Genomic DNA, 16,384 nt, shown 5'->3' with positions numbered 1-16,384 from the left:
GTTGTGCAGAAGTCTTTTGCGCCAGAAGCCGCCCTTTTTCTTGCTGATGACCTTGAACTCAAGGCCGAGCTTTTGCGTGCCAGGCGGTGATTGCGGTGCGGATCGCATGAACTCCGTCGGTAAGCGCAGCGGGTCCTGGCTGGAGAATGAGGGGCGACTTGATCTCGACGATCCATCCCTCGCGCACCGCCGGAATGGCAGACCAGCAGGGGCGGGCAGCGATCGTGTCCTTGGCCACTCGCTTGCCGCACCAGGAGGCAAGGATCATGTCGGGAGCCGCAGCCACGACCTGTTCCGGCGTGACGATGCGATCACAGGCCGCATGATTCTTGCCCAATAAGGCGAAGGCATCGCGGCCTCCAGCAATGTGGATGAGTTCGCTCACCCAGCCGATCCCCGAGATCAGTGGCTGGTCCCATTCTTCGAAAAAGACACAGGGACGCGGCCCGTCGGGGATGGATCGCGCCAGATCTTCAAGATCTCTCCAAAGGGCGCGCGCAAGCGCGTCGGCTTTTTCAAAGGCGCCCACCAGGGCACCCAAGGTTCGGATCATGGCAAGGATGCCGGCCACGTCTCTTTGGTTGAAAGCGTGGACGGCAATGCCGGCGCGCACAAGGGAAGCAACGATCTCGGCCTGCAGGTCCGAATAGGCGAGGACCAGATCTGGCTCGAGCGCGAGAATCTTCGGGATATCTGCGGAGGTGAAAGCGGACACGCGCGGCTTTTCTCGGCGCACGCGCGGTGGACGAACCGCATATCCGGATACGCCGACGATTCTGCGATCCTCTTCGAGCAGATAAAGCGTTTCGACCGTCTCTTCCGTAAGGCACACGATCCGCTCCGGCGGGAAAGTCCGCATGTCCCTCTCCCGCACATGTCCACGGCTTGAGACAAACGGGCGCCGATGAGACCGGCGCCCTCGGGCTTCACTTCGCGCGCAGCAGGGACTTGCCCGTCATCTGCGAAGGCTGTGGCAGGCCGATCAGGGCCAGCAATGTCGGCGCCACATCACCCAGGCGACCATCAGCCAAGGCGACGCCAGGGCGGCCGGCGAGGAAGATTGGCACCGGATGGGTCGTGTGTGCAGTGTGGGGATTGCCCGTCAACGGGTCTCGCATGAGCTCGCAATTGCCGTGGTCGGCGGTCACCAGCAAGGCGCCGCCCATGTCCAGCACCGCATCCGCCAGCTTTCCGAGCCCCGCATCCACCGTCTCCACCGCCTTGATGGCCGCCGGCAGGGACCCGGTGTGCCCGACCATGTCCGGATTGGCATAGTTGAGAACGATCAGGCTGTAGGTGCGGGAGCGGATGGCCTCCAGAACCTTTTCCGTCAGCTCGGGGGCCGACATTTCGGGCTGGAGGTCATAGGTCGCCACCTTGGGGGAAGGCACCAGAATGCGATCCTCTCCCGGATAGGGGGTCTCGCGGCCGCCATTGAGGAAGTAGGTGACGTGCGGGTATTTCTCCGTCTCTGCCGCGCGGACCTGGAGCAGGCCCGCCTCGGCGACCACCTCGCCCAGGCCCTTTTCCAGCGACTGCCGGGGGAAGAGCGTGACCATGACCTGGTCGAGATCGCTGCCATAGGAGGCCATGCCGGTCGCGGCGCAGAAGGAAACGGGCGTGCCGCGGTCGAAGCCGTCGAAGGCCTTCAGCAGCAATGCGTCCAGAAGCTCGCGGGCGCGGTCGGCGCGAAAGTTGGTGCACAGGATGGCGTCGCCATCTTTCATGCCGGCATAGGCGCCGATGACGGCCGGGGCGATGAACTCATCCGAAATGTCCGCAGCGTAGGAGGTCTCCACCGCTTCCACCGCGCTTGCGCGCTTTTCTCCCTCTCCCCGCACCAGCAGGTCGTAGGCCCGCTTCACACGCTCCCAGCGCTTGTCGCGGTCCATGGCGAAATAGCGGCCGCAGACGGTGACGATGGGCGCACCCTCAGGCAGGTCGGCCTCCAGCTTCGCCAGAGCCTCGGCGGCGGAGCGGGGCGCGGTGTCGCGGCCGTCCGTGAGGGCGTGAACGGCAACGGGAATGCCCCGCTCGCGCAGAATCTTGGCCACGGCTACCGCATGGTCCTGGTGGGCGTGTACGCCGCCGGGCGACATGAGGCCGATGATGTGGCAGGTGCCGCCGGTCCGCTTGAGGGACGAAACGAGACCGCTGTCCTCAATCCGCCGCGCCAGTTCGCCATCGGCAATGGCTGCGTCGATGCGCGGCAGGTCCTGCATCACCACGCGCCCGGCGCCGAGATTGAGATGACCCACTTCAGAATTGCCCATCTGTCCAGGCGGCAGGCCCACATCAAGACCGGACGTGCTCAGGAAGGCATGGGGAGAGCCAGCGTAAAGCCGGTCGAAGTTGGGTGTGTGGGCGAGGCGCACCGCATTGTCGGCGTCTTCCTCGCGCCATCCCCATCCATCGAGAACGACGAGCATGGCAAGGGATGGCTTCGACATGTCAGACCTCGTTGCGTCGCATAATGCTGGCCCTGCCGATAAGGCGGGCCGGCGGCGAACACAAGGTCACACGCTTGTGGCGGCGTCTTGTCGGCGCAGATTGAGAAGGGCGACTTCGGCCGCCTTGGCGACATGGCGAACCGCCGCGGCACGGGCGGCGACGCCGTCGCCGGCCATGAGCGCATCCACCAACTCGCTCAGCTCGGCGATGCTCTCCTTGCCCCGACCGGGGGTTTGAAGGGAGGTGGCGCGCAGCACGGTGATCCGCGCATTCAGCATGTTCAGGGCCTGCCCCAGTGCCTCGTTTCCGGCGCCTTCTATGAGGCAGTCATAGAAGTGGTTCTTGGCGTTGATCCGGTCGAGCGGATCGGCTGAGGTCAATGCCGTCTTCAGTTGACGGAAGGCGGCCTTCAGCGCCTTTTTCTCGACCGGCCCGGCCTTTGCCGCGAAGCGCTCCGCGGCCAGCCCCTCCAGTTCCGCCCGCACCTGATAGATGCCTTCGGCCTGCTCCGGCGTCACCCCTGCGACGATGGGCCCCCGGTGGGGCACGACGATGATCAGGCCCTCTGATTCCAGTTGCCGCAAAGCTTCGCGCACCAGGGTGCGGCTGACCCCAGTCAATTCGCAGAGCGCGCGTTCCGGCAGCCGTTCTCCCGTTGTAAAGCGCCCGAGCGCGATCGCATCGCGGATGCTCTCCACCACCGAGTGGCGCAGGGGTGCTGCAAGGCGGGCCACCTTGAAGTCGCGGCCCGGCACGGCGGCCGGTTTGGAGGTCCGATCGTCCATCTGTTCGTCCGTAGCGGCCGGCACGGATGCGCGCGGCATTCCTCCTGTAGCCCACAGCAGGGCTGAATTGCATAGCAATCTGATCGCATCCTCACTGGGATTCAACCAAGTCTCGCGGTTGCTGTCGTCAGGCGCGCCCGGGCAGGAAGGAGACGCGCTCTCCTCGCACCGCGTCGACGATGAAGTCCTCCATCTGCGAAATCCGGCGCAGGTCCCGCATGTCCGCGTGCACCACCAGCCAATAGGCGCGCTCAAATCTCACATGGGGCAGAACGGGGACGAGATCGCTATGGGCGGCGGCGGCGTAGTCATGGAGAATGGCGACACCGCCGCCGGCGCGCACCGCCTCCAACTGGCCGACGGCGCTGGCGCACTCGAACCGGCGCCCGCACAACTCAACCAGGGTGCTCATATAGTCGAGGCCGGGGCTGTAGGCGAGGTCCTGCACATAGGTAACGAGCGTGCGGTTCTTCAGGTCCGCCTCGCACCCGATTGGGCCGGTCTCCTCCAGATAGGCGCGGGAGGCGTAAACCGAGAGGGAATAGTCCGTGAGGCGCCTTACGAAGAGGCGCCCCTCGGAGGGGCGCTCGATGGTGATGGCGATGTCGGCCTCTCGCTTGGACAAGGAGAAGGTGCGGGGCAGGGGCACCAATTGGACGACGAGGTCGGGATGGGGTGCGGCGAAGCGTGGCAGGCGGGGGGCGAGGAAATAGGTGCCCAGCGCATCCGGCGCGCCGATGCGAATGGTACCCTCCAGCTTCAGGTCGGCATTCCCCAGATCCGATCGGGCCCGGATCATCTCGCTTTCCACCCGCTCCGCGACGGCGAGGAAGCGCTCTCCCACGGCTGTCAAGGTGCAGCCTGTGGTGCGCCGCTCGAACACGCGCGCGCCCAGGTCCGCCTCAAGGGCATTGATGCGGCGGGTCACCGTGGCGTGGTCCACGTTCAGGCGCTGTGCCGCGCCCAGCATCTGCCCGGCCCGGGCCACGGCGAGAAAGATGCGGGCATGATCCCAATTCACGCGGTAAGCCTATTTCTGCATAACGTGTCCGGGATGTTAGGCATTGCTCCGCGCAATTGCCAGATGTTCTCTGCGCACCAGATACCCGCCCGAGAGTTCTGGAGGACGCCTTGACCACCATCGGACATTTCATTGCCGGCCAGCATGTGAGCGGTTCGGGCCGTTCCGCTCCCACCTTCAATCCCGCCACCGGCGAGCAGATCGGCGAGGTCCTTCTCGCGTCCGCGGCGACTGTGGACGAGGCGGTGCAGGCCGCCGCCCAGGCGTTGCCTGCCTGGGCGGCAACGCCCGCGCCGGCCCGTGCCCGCGTCATGTTTAAGTTCAAGGATCTGCTGGATCGTCACATGGACGAGCTGGCGGCGCTCATTTCGCGCGAGCACGGCAAGACGGTCGACGACGCCAAGGGCGAACTGGTGCGCGGCATCGAGGTTGTGGAATTTGCCTGCGGCATTCCCCACCTGCTGAAGGGCGAGTTTTCCGACCAGGTGGGCCGTGGGATCGACACCTTCTCCATGCGCCACCCGGTGGGCGTGTGCGCCGGCATCACGCCGTTCAACTTCCCGGCCATGGTGCCCATGTGGATGTTCCCCATGGCCATTGCCACCGGCAACACCTTCGTGCTGAAGCCGTCCGAGAAGGACCCGAGCGCGTCCCTGCGCCTGGCTGAGCTTCTTGCCGAAGCCGGCCTGCCTAAGGGCGTGTTCAATGTGGTGAACGGCGACAAGGAAGCGGTGGACACGCTCCTGACCCACCCGAAGGTGGCCGCCGTGAGCTTCGTCGGCTCTACCGCCATTGGTGAATATGTCTACAAGACCGCTGCGGCGCATGGAAAGCGCGTTCAGGCCCTGTGCGGCGCCAAGAATCACCTCGTGGTGATGCCCGACGCAGACCTGGACAAGACCGTGGATGCGCTGATGGGCGCCGGCTACGGCTCGGCCGGCGAGCGCTGCATGGCGGTCTCGGTGGCGGTGGCCGTGGGTGGCGTGGGCGATGCCCTGATGGAGCGCCTCGCCCCGCGCGTGCGCTCCCTCAAGGTTGGCCCCGGCAACGATGTGGCCTCCGAAATGGGCCCGCTCGTCACCAAGGAGCATCTCGCCAAGGTGCGCTCCTATGTGGACCTGGGCGTCACCGAAGGCGCCGATCTCGTGGTGGATGGGCGCGACCTCAAGCTCCAGGGCTATGAGAACGGCTATTACATTGGCGGGTGCCTGTTCGACAACGTGACTCCCGACATGCGCATCTACAAGGAGGAGATCTTCGGACCCGTCCTCTCCGTGGTGCGCGTCCCCGGCTTCGATGATGCCCTCAAGCTGGTCAACGAGCACGAATATGGCAACGGCGCCGCCATCTTCACCCGCGACGGCGATGCCGCCCGCGCCTTCGATTACGGCGTGCAGGCAGGCATGGTCGGCATCAATGTGCCGATCCCGGTTCCGATCGCCTATCACTCCTTTGGCGGCTGGAAGCGGTCCATTTTCGGCGACCGCAACGTCTATGGCTTGGAGGGCGTCGGCTTCTACACCCGCCTGAAGACCACCACCGCCCGCTGGCCCGGCGGCGTGCGCACCGGGGCGGAGTTCGTCATGCCCGTGCTGGGCTGAGGCTTCCGCAAGGCACTCCTGACAAACAACACTTCGGCCGGCGCATGCGCCGGCCGTTTTGCGTTCGCAGGTTAGTGCGCGCCCGCCTCCTGCTCGGCAAGGCGCAAGAGGAAGGCGTGGAGCGCGCGGGCCGCAAGGCCGATATCCTCGGGGGCGGCATATTCCTTCGGATTGTGGCTGCCGTTGAAGGACCGCACGAACAGCATGGCCATGGGCAGGACGTCGCGGAACACCATGGCATCGTGCCCGGCGCCGGACGGCAGGTGATGGACGGGCAGGCCGAGGGAGGCAACCGCCTCGGAAAGGCGCGCCTTCAGCCTCTCGTCGCAGGGGGCGGCGGGGGCGTCGTGGCCCCAGGAGATGAAGGGCGTGATGCCGCGACGGGCCGCAATGTCCTCAATCGCAGCGGTGATGTCCGCCACGGCGGCGCGGCGCACCCCGTCATCGGAGGAGCGCACGTCGATGGAAAAGACCACCTCGCCCGGCACCACGTTTACGGCGCTTCCGGCGATGGTGAGCGTGCCGACCGTGGCCACCAGCGAGGCCGGGGCCACGTCCGCCCGGCCGCGGGCTTCCACCGCCAGGATGATCTCGGCGGCGGCAGCAAGTGCATCCTGGCGCATGGGCATGGGCATGGTGCCCGAATGGGCCGCCTGCCCCTTGAGGCGGATGGAGGCGCGGGAGGCGCCGGCAATGCCGGTGACAATGCCGAGCGGCAGGTTCAGCGCCTCCAGCACCGGCCCCTGCTCGATATGCACCTCCACATAGCCGAGCGTCTCTTCGGGCGTGCGGGCGCATTGGGCCACGGTGTCCACCGGCGCGCCGAAGGTGCGCAGCGCTTCGTGCCGGGAGATGCCGGCGCTGTCCACGTCCTCCAGGCACTTCGGATCGAAGCGCCCGGCAAAGGCCTTGGAGGAGGAGAGGGTGGACAGGAAGCGCACCCCTTCCTCATCGGCGAAGGCGGCGACCTCCACGGCGAAGGGCAAGCGCCGGCCTTCCCGACGCAGTTGGTCGACGGCGGCGATGCCCACAAGCACGCCGAGATTGCCGTCATAGATGCCGGCATTGCGCACCGTGTCGATGTGCGAGCCGATGATCAGCGTCTTGGCATCCGGCCGATCGGCGGCATAGCGGCCCACAATGGTGCCGGTGGCATCCATATGCACATGGTTCATTCCGGCGGCGCGAAACCAATAGGCCACCTGCGCCGCGGCCCGCTTATGGGCGGGAGAGAGCGACAGACGGGTCATCTCACCCGGCACATCGGTGAAAGCCGCCAGTTCCCTCAGGCGGGATGCGATGGTCTCGCCGGCCAAGGGCTCGGGTTCGGCGGGAGCAGTTTGGGCCTTGGAGGCTTCGGTGCGGATCATGCGGTGCCTCCGGGAAGCATCTGTTCCAGGCGCAGCAGCGCGATCTTCTCGATCTGGGCGAGGGCTTCCTGGAATTCCGTCTCGGCGTCTTGGCCGAGCCGGCGCTCAAAGGCAGCGACGATTTCCTCCTTGGAGCGGCCGCGTATGGCCATGATAAAGACGAACCCGAACTTCTCCAGATAGGCCGTGTTGAGCGCGGTGAAGCGGGCCTTCTCCTCGGCAGTGAGACGGTCGAGGCCGGCAGAGGCCTGCTCCTGCGCGCTGTCGGCCGTGAGCAGCTTGGCGGCCGCGAGCTTGCCGGCAAGATCGGGATGGGCGTGGATGACGCTCATCTGCTGCTCCCGGCTTGCCGTCCGCAGCACCTTGGACATGGCGGCGTGAAGGCCGTCCGGCGTGTCCTCCGCCTGGGAGAGCCCCGCCTCATAGGCGCCTTCCGCAATCCAGGGCGAATGCTCGAACACACCGCCGAACCGCTCCACGAACAGAGCCTTGGACAGGCGGCTCGGCACATAGCCACCCTTCGGCGGGTGATGGGCGATCCAGTGGCGGGCAATGTCAATGCGCCGCGCCACCCACACGCCCTCGTGCCCCTGGATATAGTCCAGAAATCGGGCCAGCGCCGCCGCACGGCCGGGCCGGCCCACAAGGCGGTTGTGAAGGCCGATGGAGAGCATCCGGGGGGCGCGGGCGCCTTCCGCGTAAAGCAGGTCAAAGCTGTCCTTCAGATAGGTGAAGAACTGATCTCCCGCCGAAAAGCCGGCGGGAATGGAAAAGCGCATGTCATTGGCGTCGAGCGTATAGGGCACCATCAGGAACGGGCCCTTGGGTCCCTCGATCCAATAGGGCAGCTCGTCCGCATAGGTGTCGGCGGAATAGACGAAGCCGCCTTCCTCCATGGCAAGCGGTGTCGTGTTCTCGGAGGAGCGGCCCTGGTAGAAGCCCAGCGGCCGGGATCCGGTCACCTGCGTGTGCAGCCGGATGGCCTCCAAAATGTGCGCGCGCTCGGTCTCGATGGGCACGTCCTTGTAGTCCACCCATTTGTAGCCGTGGCTGGCGATCTCCCAGCCCGCCTCCTTCATGCCCGCCACCGCCTCGGGATTGCGCGCCAGCGCTGTGGCGACGCCATAGACCGTCAGCGGCATGTTGCGCTCGGTGAACAGGCGATGCAGGCGCCAAAAGCCGACGCGGGAGCCATATTCGTAGATGGACTCCATGTTCATATGCCGCTGCCCCGGCCAAGGCTGCGCGCCGACGATCTCGGACAGGAAGGCTTCCGAGGCCGCGTCCCCGTGGAGGACCGAGTTCTCGCCCCCTTCCTCGTAATTGATGACGAACTGCACCGCGATCCTGGCATCGCCCGGCCAGCGGGGATGGGGGGCATTGCGGCCATAGCCGATGAGATCGCGGGGATAGGGCTGGGCGGTCATGGCAAGGTTCGGCCTTGTGTGCGGAAGGGAATCAGGAGCCGCGATAGGTGGAATAGGCCCAGGGGGAGCACAGGAGCGGCACGTGGTAGTGCCCCTCGTCGGCCAGGGTGAAACGCAGCGGCACCACATCCAGGAAAGGGGGCTCCGCGGCTGGGGCGCCGGTATGCGCAAAATAGGCACCGACCTGGAACACCAGCTCATAGGTGCCCGCCTGGAACGCCTCCCCCGCCAGGAGGGGCGCGTCGGTGCGGCCGTCTGCATTGGTGGTGCAGGCGGTCAGGCGCGAGCGGGTGCCGTCTTTTGCGATGCGGAAAAGCTCGATCTCAACGCCCGAAGCGGGGGTGCCCCGCACCGTGTCCAGCACATGCGTCGACAGACGACCCATTCCCAACTCCTTCCACGCCAAGCCTCATCGCGCCTCAGCATAACCCAGACCGCGCCGAGTCATTTTCCGATTCAATCGGAAGATATTCTGATTGTCCGGCATGTTTCCTTCGCCGGGGAAATTGCGTGTGATGCAATGCAGCGACGGCGCAGACCGCCGCCAAGAACCGCAAAATCCTTGAAGTGTCCGACCTTTTCCAGGGGGTCTCCATGTCTTCAGCCGTTCACCCAGTGGACGAGATGCTGCCAGCGCCGAAATTGATCGCGCTCGGGCTCCAGCACGTCCTTGTCATGTATGCCGGTGCCGTCGCCGTTCCGCTCATCATCGGCCGGGCCCTCAAGCTGCCGCCCGAGGATGTGGCCTTCCTCATCAGTGCCGACCTGTTCGCCTGCGGCATCGCCACGCTTGCCCAATGCCTCGGGTTGTTCGGCGTGGGCATCCGCCTGCCGGTGATGATGGGCGTCACATTTGCCTCTGTGGGACCGATGCTCTCCATGGCGGCGGACCCGTCCATCGGGCTCTTGGGCATCTATGGCTCGGTGATTGCCGCCGGCCTGTTCGGGCTGCTGGTGGCGCCCTTTGTCAGCCGTCTCCTGCCGCTGTTTCCGCCGGTGGTGACGGGGACCATCATCATGGTCATCGGCATCTCCCTGATGCGGGTGGGCATCAACTGGGCGGGCGGGGGCATTCCCATGTTCACCAAGGTGGTGAACGGGGAAACCGTGCAGGTGGCCAATCCCGCTTATGGTCAGCTCCAGGGGCTGGGCATTTCGCTGTTCGTGATGCTGGTGATCCTCGGCCTCATCAAGTGGGGCAAGGGTTTCATTGCCAATGTGGCGGTGCTGCTGGGCATCGTGGCCGGCGCGGTGTTGGCCAGCGTCCTGGGCATCATGCACTTCGAGAAGGTGGCCTCCGCCGCCTGGTTCGACGTGATCGTCCCGTTCCATTTCGGCGTGCCGCAATTCCACCTCGTGCCCATCGTCACCATGTGCATTGTCATGGTGGTGGTGATGATCGAATCGCTTGGCATGTTCCTGGCGCTCTCGGACATCACCGGCAAGCCGGTGGACCAGAAGGCGCTGGCCAAGGGTCTGCGGGCGGATGGCTTCGGCACCCTCATCGGCGGCATCTTCAACACCTTCCCCTACACCTCCTTCTCCCAGAATGTGGGCCTGGTGGGGGTGACCGGGGTGCGCTCGCGCTGGGTGACGGTGGCGGGCGGCGTCATCATGCTGCTTCTTGGGCTTCTGCCTAAAATGGCGGCGCTGGTGGAGGCCGTGCCCAATGTGGTGCTGGGCGGCGCGGGCCTGGTGATGTTCGGCATGGTGGCAGCGACGGGTGCGCGCATCCTGACCGCCGTGGACTTCAAGACCAACCGCTTCAACCTGTTCATCGTGGCTCTGTCCGTGGGCTTCGGCATGATCCCTCTGGTGGCCCCCAACTTCTTCAAGAACCTGCCCCATGAGCTGCATCCGCTGCTGGAATCCGGCATCCTGCTCTCGGCCATCGTGGCGGTGCTGCTCAACGTCTTCTTCAATGGGGTGAAGTCCACCTCGGTGGACGAGATCGTGGCGGCCGCCAAGCAGGCGGAAGCGCACTGAGGAGAGCCGCGCCGGCCCTTCATTGCCAAGGACCGGCGCGCCTGGAGCGCGGTCCGATCAGATTGACTCAATCTGATCGGGGAATCGCCCACTAACGCATTGAGAGAGAATGCGTGATCCGATCAGCCTGCGTGCAGGCTGATCGGCGCATGCTCTAGCCGGTGAGCTTCTCGCCGATCTTGGCCAGCTCCCGGGACAAGAAGCGCCGGCCCTCATCCAGCAGCATGTCGGCGAAGGCTTTCACCTTCAGCGGCACCAATTGCCGGGCGGGATAGAGCACGGCGAGGGTGACGCTCACCGGCGGATGGCTGGCGAGGACCGGCACTAGGCGCCCGTCGGCGAGGGCGTCCGCCACCTCGAAGCGCGGCTTCACCACGATGCCGCGCCCTTCCATGGCCCAGACGGTGAGCACGTCGCCGTCATCGGCCTCCAGATGGCCCGAGACCGGAACGGCAAGCTCCTTGCCTTGGTCGGTCAGGGTCCAGCGGAATTCACGGGCCCCGGCAAACCGCAGGAGCAGGCATTGATGGCGCAACAGGTCGGAGGGCGTCTGCGGAACCCCGCAGCGCGCCAGGTAATCGGGGGCGGCGCAGGCGACCCGGTCGATGCGCGCCACCTTGCGCATGATCATGCTGGAATCCTCGAAGGTGGCGAGGCGCAGCGCCAGGTCCACCGATTCCGCAATGAGGTCCAGCGTGTGTTCGGACAGGCGCAGGCGCACGTCGATCTGGGGATGGGCCTCCTGGTAGCGGGCCGCCACGGGGGCAACGAGGCGCCGGCCGAGATTGAGCGGCGCCGTCACCCGCAGACCGCCGCGCGGCATGGCGCCCAGTTCCGTGACGTTGGATTCGGCCGCCTCGATCAGGCGCAGGGCTTCGGTGATGTTCTCGTAGAAGACCCGACCCTGCTCGGTCAGGCTCATGCGCCGGGTGGTGCGGTTGAACAGCCGGCAGCCCAGGTGCTTTTCCAGCATCTGGATGCGGTGGCTGACCACATTGGCGGACAGGCGCAGCCGCCGGCCGGCCTCGGAGAAGCTCTCGCTCTCCACCGCCTGGACGAAGGCCCGCATATTCTCAAGCATCTCGCCCGGCTCCCCTGCCGGCCCGCCTCGTGGCGGCCGGCCTCTTGCCCGGCGTCAGCTTATGGTCCATCGGGCGACGGACGAAAGGTCCGGCGCCGCCGTTCCCCCCTTCTCTTCCTCCAAAGGTCCGCCTGACATGGAACCCCTCCTGCACGAGTTCGGCAGTCTGCTGCTGCGCTGGACGCACATCATCACCGGCATGGCCTGGATCGGTTCGTCCTTCTACTTCATGCACCTGGACGCGGCGCTGCGGCCGTCCCCGGACATTCCCAAGGGCAAGGGCGGCGAGGCCTGGGAGGTGCATGGCGGCGGCTTCTACCAGGTGAAGAAATATCTGGTGGCCCCCGACAACCTTCCGCGCCACCTCATGTGGCACAAGTGGGAATCCTACTCGACCTGGATCTCCGGCTTCTTCCTGCTGATGTGGGTCTATTACTATCAGGCCAATCTCTTCCTGATCGACCCGGCAGTCCTGAACATGTCGCCGCTCACCGCCATGGCCATCGGGCTCGGCGGCATTTTCGCCGGCTGGGTGTTCTATGACCTGCTGTGCCACTCTCCGCTCGGGCGCAACGACGTGGTGGTGGGGATCATCGTCTTCATTTTCGTGGTGCTGATGGCCTATCTGTTCCAGCAGGTCTTCTCGCCGCGCGGCGCCTTTATCCATGTGGGCGCGCTCATGGCCACCATCATGACGGCCAACGTGTTCTGCGTGATCGTGCCCAACCAGCACAAGGTGGTGGCGGCGCTGAAGGCCGGCCAGGAGCCGGACCCCATGTACGGCAAGATCGGCAAGCTGCGCTCGTCCCACAACAACTACTTCACCTTGCCGGTCATCTTCCTGATGATCTCCAACCATTATCCGCTCACCTATTCCACGCCCTATGCCTATGTGAACGTGGCCCTGGCGCTGGTGGGCGGGGCGGTGGTGCGGGTGTATTTCAACAAGAAGCATGCGGGACAGCCGGGCTTCGGCTGGTGCTGGATCGTCGCCTTGCTGTGCCTCGTCGCCGCCATGGTGCTCACCGCCACCACCTCGCCAGCGGCGCGCCTCGCGCTCGGCCTGCCGCCGCTCACCTCCTCGGCCGTGGCCGCGCCCGCGCCAAACGTGAAGGTGCCGGAGGACGTCCAGAACATCGTCATGGGCCGCTGCGCCATGTGTCACAATCCGACCCCGCAATATGAGGGCATCGCGGTCCCGCCACGCGGCATCCTCCTGGACAGCCCGGCCGAGATCGCCCGCAACAAGCCGTTGATCCTGATGCAGGCGGTGCTCACCCACGCCATGCCCCCCAACAATGTCACTGACATCAGTGCCGAGGACCGGGCGGTGCTGAAGGCGTGGGCGGAGGCGCCGGAGCCCAAGGCGCGTTGAATTCCACGCGCCTTTTATGACGCCGGCTGCGCTGTGCGGCGCCCCGGCTTGACCTTGAAGCCGCCCGGCCCCATGCCGGGCGGGCATGCATGAAGGACCCATTTCCATGACCCAAACGACGTCGCCCGGGCTCGGTGCCCTCATCGACGCGCGCTTCGAGGAGCAGAAGGCCTTCCTCGCCGAGCTGGTGAAGGTGCCCTCGGACAATCCTCCCGGCGATTGCGCCCCCCATGCGGCGCGGGCCGCCGAGCTCTTGGAAGGCCTCGGCTATGAGGTGGAGCGCCACGCGGTGCCGGCCGAGCGCACCCGCGCGGCCGGCATGGTGACCGCCACCAACCTCATCGTCCGCCACCGCTTCGGCGAGGGGCCCACCATCGCCCTCAACGCCCATGGCGACGTGGTGCCCCCCGGCGAGGGCTGGACCCGCGATCCCTATGGCGCCGAGGTGGTGGACGGGGTGATGTATGGGCGCGGCGTCGCCGTCTCCAAGTCCGACTTCTCCACCTATGCCTTCGCCCTCGACGCCCTGAAGCGTTCGGGCCTGCCGCTGAAGGGCACGGTGGAGCTGCACTTCACCTATGACGAGGAGATTGGCGGCGAAGTCGGCCCCGGCTGGATCATCGAGGAGGGCCTCACCAAGCCCGACCTCGTGCTGTCCGCCGGCTTCTCCTATGCGGTGGTGGTGGCCCACAATGGCTGCCTGCACCTGGAAGTGGAGGTGGAAGGCAAGTCCGCCCATGCGGCGCTGCCCTTCACCGGGGTGGATGCCCTGGAGGCGGCCACCGGCATTCTCGGGGCGCTTTATGCCTATCGCGCGACCTTGCCGGCCCAGGTGTCGAAGGTGGACGGCATCGGCTCGCCGCAGATCACGGTGGGGCTCATTTCCGGCGGCATCAACACCAATGTGGTGCCTGACCGCATCACCTTCCGCCTCGATCGGCGCATCATTCCCGAAGAGATCCCCGAGGCGGTGGAAGCGGAAGTGAAGGCCGTGATCGCCAGCGCGGCGGAAGCCTTCCCGGCCGCCAAGGTGCATGTGCGCCGCATCCTGCTGGCCCGCCCGCTGGTGCCGAGCGAAGGCTCGGTGCGGCTCTCCGATGCGCTCCGGCGCAATGCAGAGGCCGTGATCGGCGAGCCCGTGCCGGCCAAGGGCGTGCCGCTCTATACCGATGCGCGGCTCTATGCGGAGGCGGGTTTCCCCGTGGTGCTCTATGGCGCCGGACCTCGGACCATCGAGGAGGCCAACGGGCATCGGGCGGATGAGAATTTGCGGCTTTCGGACCTGAGGAAGGCCACCGAGGTGGTGGCGCGGACGCTGGCGGAGCTGCTGGCCTGACGGCTTGGCTGTTGCACGTGAAACACGGAAGGCCCGGCATATGTCGGGCCTTTTTTGTTTTAGAACAATCGATTACCGAAATTGAGGATGCGTCGGCACGGTTTTGAGCTTGCGTTGGCGCAATGGAGTTGAGATGGCGGACGCGCGGTCATTGCACTAAATCTTGTCTCAAGACGAACCCAACCGGTTCAGGAGATCGAGATGACCACCAACGGACTTCATCATGTTACCGCCATTTCAGGCCCCGCCCGTCGGAACATCGAATTCTATGCCGGTGTTCTCGGCTTGCGGCTGGTGAAAAAGACGGTGAATTTCGACGATCCCGGCACCTATCACTTCTATTATGGCGACGCGGCCGCCGCCCCCGGCTCCATCCTCACCTTCTTCCCCTGGGCCCATGTGGCGCCCGGGCGCCTCGGAGTGGGGGAGACGCAGGGCACCATGTTCCGGGTGCCGGAGGCGGCCATCGGCTATTGGACCCACCGCTTCGTGGAGAAGGGCGTCAAGCACGAGGCGCCGGTAAAGCGCTTCGGCGAGACCATGCTCGCCTTCACCGATCCCGACGGCATGCGCCTTGCCCTGGTGGGCGTGCCGGGCGCGGAGCTTGAGCCCGGCTGGGCGGGGGGCGACGTGCCGGCGGAGATGGCCATTCGGGGCCTCAAGGGCGTCGGCCTGCTGCTGGCGGACGTCGCCCCCACCGCCGCCATCCTGACCGACGTCTTCGGCTTCAGGGAAGTGGCCCGCGAGGGCGCCTATGTGCGCTATGCCACCGACGCCCTTCTGGGCAACGTGGTGGACCTGCACGGGGTCGGCAATTTCCTGCGCGGTCGCCAGGGCGGCGGCTCGGTGCACCATATCGCCTTCCGCGCCGCCGATGACGCGGCGGAGGAGGCCATGGTGAAGCGGCTGGCGGAACATCACGGCATCCGCACCACCGAGCAGAAGGACCGGAACTATTTCCGCTCCGTCTATTTCCGCGAGCCCGGCGGCGTCCTGTTCGAGATCGCCACCGACGTGCCCGGCTTCGCCGTGGACGAGCCGGCGGACAGCCTCGGCACCGCGCTGAAGCTGCCGGCCTTCCTGGAGTCGCACCGCGCCCACATCGAAAGCGTGCTGCCGGACCTGTCGCCCGAGGCGGCCTGATCACCGGCGCCTTCCTCTCAATCCCGGTCCGCGCCGGGCCCCCATCGGCCCGCGCGGCAAGGAGAACACTCATGAACGCCCATGCCGTCACCGGCGCCGCCTCGGCGGGCAGCGCTTTCATCCATCGCTTCGAGCCGGCCACCAGCGCCGGCCGCGCCCCGCTTTTGCTGCTGCACGGCACCGGCGGGGACGAGAATGACCTCATGGCGCTCGGCCGCACCCTCTCGCCTGGCGCGGCCTTGCTCTCGCCGCGCGGGCAGGTGCTGGAGCACGGCATGCCGCGCTTCTTCGCCCGCCGCGCCGAAGGTGTGTTCGACCATGACGACGTGCGCCGGCGCGCAGACGAACTCGCCGACTTCGTCGCCGCCGTCGCCGCCCGTCAGGAACTGGCGCCGCCCCTCGCTGTGGGATTTTCCAACGGCGCCAATATCGCGGCCGCGATCCTTTATCGCCGGCCGGAGGTGCTTTCGGGCGCCATCCTGCTGCGGGCCATGGTGCCGCTGGAGGAGGCGCCCCTGGCCGACCTGTCGGGCAAGCGGGTGCTGATCCTCTCCGGTGCGCTGGACCCCATCGTGCCAGCGGAGAATGCCGCCCGCCTCGCCGCCACCCTTTCGGCTGCGGGAGCGCAGGTGGAGCACAAGGTGCTTCCCGCCGGCCATGGCCTCACCCAGACCGATCTTGGCCTTGCCAAGGCCTGGCTGGGCGCGGCGTGAGATAGGCTCGGCCTTGGCTGAACCGGTTCAGGCCGCATGGCCGGGGAGGCGGGAACGGCGCGCACCGGTCCTGTCCTGCCCCGGCCTTTCTGCCT

At 66.3% G+C, this 16,384-nt stretch carries 14 protein-coding genes; 6 read left to right on the top strand and 8 right to left on the bottom strand.

The window, feature by feature from the left end; translation table 11 throughout:
* Positions 1-58 precede the first annotated feature (58 nt).
* From PV781_RS05610 to PV781_RS05595, 4 genes are all read right to left on the bottom strand, one after another.
* A complete protein-coding gene (locus tag PV781_RS05610; RefSeq protein ID WP_274774628.1) occupies positions 59-859 on the bottom strand; it encodes a cobalamin-binding protein in 801 nt (266 codons plus the stop codon).
* Positions 860-926: 67 nt separating this feature from the next.
* Positions 927-2,450 (bottom strand): 2,3-bisphosphoglycerate-independent phosphoglycerate mutase, encoded by a 1,524-nt coding sequence (gene gpmI / locus PV781_RS05605; RefSeq protein ID WP_274774627.1) that lies wholly within the window; start codon positions 2,448-2,450, stop codon positions 927-929.
* Positions 2,451-2,516: 66 nt separating this feature from the next.
* Positions 2,517-3,341, bottom strand: coding sequence for a GntR family transcriptional regulator (locus PV781_RS05600; protein WP_274774626.1), 825 nt, complete (start codon positions 3,339-3,341; stop codon positions 2,517-2,519).
* Positions 3,342-3,363: 22 nt separating this feature from the next.
* Positions 3,364-4,257 (bottom strand): LysR family transcriptional regulator, encoded by an 894-nt coding sequence (locus PV781_RS05595; RefSeq protein ID WP_274774625.1) that lies wholly within the window; start codon positions 4,255-4,257, stop codon positions 3,364-3,366.
* Positions 4,258-4,367: 110 nt separating this feature from the next.
* Between PV781_RS05595 and PV781_RS05590 the strand changes: the two genes are divergently transcribed.
* Complete coding sequence (locus PV781_RS05590; RefSeq protein WP_274774624.1) at positions 4,368-5,858, top strand: CoA-acylating methylmalonate-semialdehyde dehydrogenase; 1,491 nt, start codon at positions 4,368-4,370, stop codon at positions 5,856-5,858.
* A gap of 71 nt (positions 5,859-5,929) precedes the next feature.
* Here PV781_RS05590 and PV781_RS05585 read toward each other — a convergent pair whose 3' ends face one another.
* From PV781_RS05585 to uraH, 3 genes are read right to left on the bottom strand one after another with little or no spacing between them, the layout of a single operon-like run.
* Complete coding sequence (locus PV781_RS05585) at positions 5,930-7,228, bottom strand: allantoate amidohydrolase (protein WP_274774623.1); 1,299 nt, start codon at positions 7,226-7,228, stop codon at positions 5,930-5,932.
* Positions 7,225-8,655 carry an allantoinase PuuE gene (gene puuE, locus PV781_RS05580; protein WP_274774622.1) on the bottom strand — a complete coding sequence of 477 codons (1,431 nt, stop codon included), beginning with the start codon at positions 8,653-8,655 and terminating at the stop codon, positions 7,225-7,227. Before puuE ends, PV781_RS05585 begins: the two co-directional genes overlap by 4 nt.
* A 31-nt stretch (positions 8,656-8,686) precedes the next feature.
* Positions 8,687-9,040: a hydroxyisourate hydrolase gene (gene uraH, locus PV781_RS05575; protein ID WP_274774621.1), complete on the bottom strand. Its 354-nt coding sequence runs from the start codon at positions 9,038-9,040 to the stop codon at positions 8,687-8,689.
* Between the two features lie 209 nt (positions 9,041-9,249).
* On the opposite strand from uraH, the gene PV781_RS05570 reads away from it, so the two are divergent.
* The gene (locus PV781_RS05570; RefSeq protein ID WP_274774620.1) at positions 9,250-10,641 is read left to right on the top strand and encodes a nucleobase:cation symporter-2 family protein; all 1,392 of its coding nucleotides are present in this window, start codon (positions 9,250-9,252) and stop codon (positions 10,639-10,641) included.
* 154 nt (positions 10,642-10,795) lie between these two features.
* Here PV781_RS05570 and PV781_RS05565 read toward each other — a convergent pair whose 3' ends face one another.
* Positions 10,796-11,722, bottom strand: coding sequence for a LysR family transcriptional regulator (locus PV781_RS05565; protein WP_274774619.1), 927 nt, complete (start codon positions 11,720-11,722; stop codon positions 10,796-10,798).
* A gap of 136 nt (positions 11,723-11,858) precedes the next feature.
* Here PV781_RS05565 and PV781_RS05560 point away from each other — a divergent pair, with 136 nt between their 5' ends.
* From PV781_RS05560 to PV781_RS05545, 4 genes are all read left to right on the top strand, one after another.
* Positions 11,859-13,097: a urate hydroxylase PuuD gene (locus PV781_RS05560; RefSeq protein WP_274774618.1), complete on the top strand. Its 1,239-nt coding sequence runs from the start codon at positions 11,859-11,861 to the stop codon at positions 13,095-13,097.
* Positions 13,098-13,203: 106 nt separating this feature from the next.
* The gene (locus PV781_RS05555) at positions 13,204-14,433 is read left to right on the top strand and encodes an ArgE/DapE family deacylase (RefSeq protein ID WP_274774617.1); all 1,230 of its coding nucleotides are present in this window, start codon (positions 13,204-13,206) and stop codon (positions 14,431-14,433) included.
* Between the two features lie 201 nt (positions 14,434-14,634).
* Complete coding sequence (locus tag PV781_RS05550; protein ID WP_274774616.1) at positions 14,635-15,576, top strand: ring-cleaving dioxygenase; 942 nt, start codon at positions 14,635-14,637, stop codon at positions 15,574-15,576.
* Positions 15,577-15,647: 71 nt separating this feature from the next.
* Positions 15,648-16,289 carry an alpha/beta hydrolase gene (locus PV781_RS05545; RefSeq protein ID WP_274774615.1) on the top strand — a complete coding sequence of 214 codons (642 nt, stop codon included), beginning with the start codon at positions 15,648-15,650 and terminating at the stop codon, positions 16,287-16,289.
* Positions 16,290-16,384 lie beyond the last annotated feature (95 nt).

Origin of the sequence: Aquabacter sediminis (genome assembly GCF_028863665.1) — a bacterium.
In the GTDB taxonomy this organism is placed as follows: Bacteria; Pseudomonadota; Alphaproteobacteria; order Rhizobiales; family Xanthobacteraceae; genus L1I39.
The sequence above is the reverse complement of the archived record's forward strand: the minus strand, read 5'-3'. Positions and strand labels throughout refer to the sequence as shown.

What these genes read in the sequence shown, in the direction of transcription:
- PV781_RS05610 (WP_274774628.1), bottom strand. Translation starts at nt 859, where the DNA reads ATGCGGACTTTCCCGCCGGAGCGGATCGTGTGCCTTACGGAAGAGACG.
- gpmI (WP_274774627.1), bottom strand. Translation starts at nt 2,450, where the DNA reads ATGTCGAAGCCATCCCTTGCCATGCTCGTCGTTCTCGATGGATGGGGA.
- PV781_RS05585 (WP_274774623.1), bottom strand. Translation starts at nt 7,228, where the DNA reads ATGATCCGCACCGAAGCCTCCAAGGCCCAAACTGCTCCCGCCGAACCC.
- puuE (WP_274774622.1), bottom strand. Translation starts at nt 8,655, where the DNA reads ATGACCGCCCAGCCCTATCCCCGCGATCTCATCGGCTATGGCCGCAAT.
- uraH (WP_274774621.1), bottom strand. Translation starts at nt 9,040, where the DNA reads ATGGGTCGTCTGTCGACGCATGTGCTGGACACGGTGCGGGGCACCCCC.
- PV781_RS05570 (WP_274774620.1), top strand. Translation starts at nt 9,250, where the DNA reads ATGTCTTCAGCCGTTCACCCAGTGGACGAGATGCTGCCAGCGCCGAAA.
- PV781_RS05565 (WP_274774619.1), bottom strand. Translation starts at nt 11,722, where the DNA reads ATGCTTGAGAATATGCGGGCCTTCGTCCAGGCGGTGGAGAGCGAGAGC.
- PV781_RS05560 (WP_274774618.1), top strand. Translation starts at nt 11,859, where the DNA reads ATGGAACCCCTCCTGCACGAGTTCGGCAGTCTGCTGCTGCGCTGGACG.
- PV781_RS05555 (WP_274774617.1), top strand. Translation starts at nt 13,204, where the DNA reads ATGACCCAAACGACGTCGCCCGGGCTCGGTGCCCTCATCGACGCGCGC.
- PV781_RS05550 (WP_274774616.1), top strand. Translation starts at nt 14,635, where the DNA reads ATGACCACCAACGGACTTCATCATGTTACCGCCATTTCAGGCCCCGCC.
- PV781_RS05545 (WP_274774615.1), top strand. Translation starts at nt 15,648, where the DNA reads ATGAACGCCCATGCCGTCACCGGCGCCGCCTCGGCGGGCAGCGCTTTC.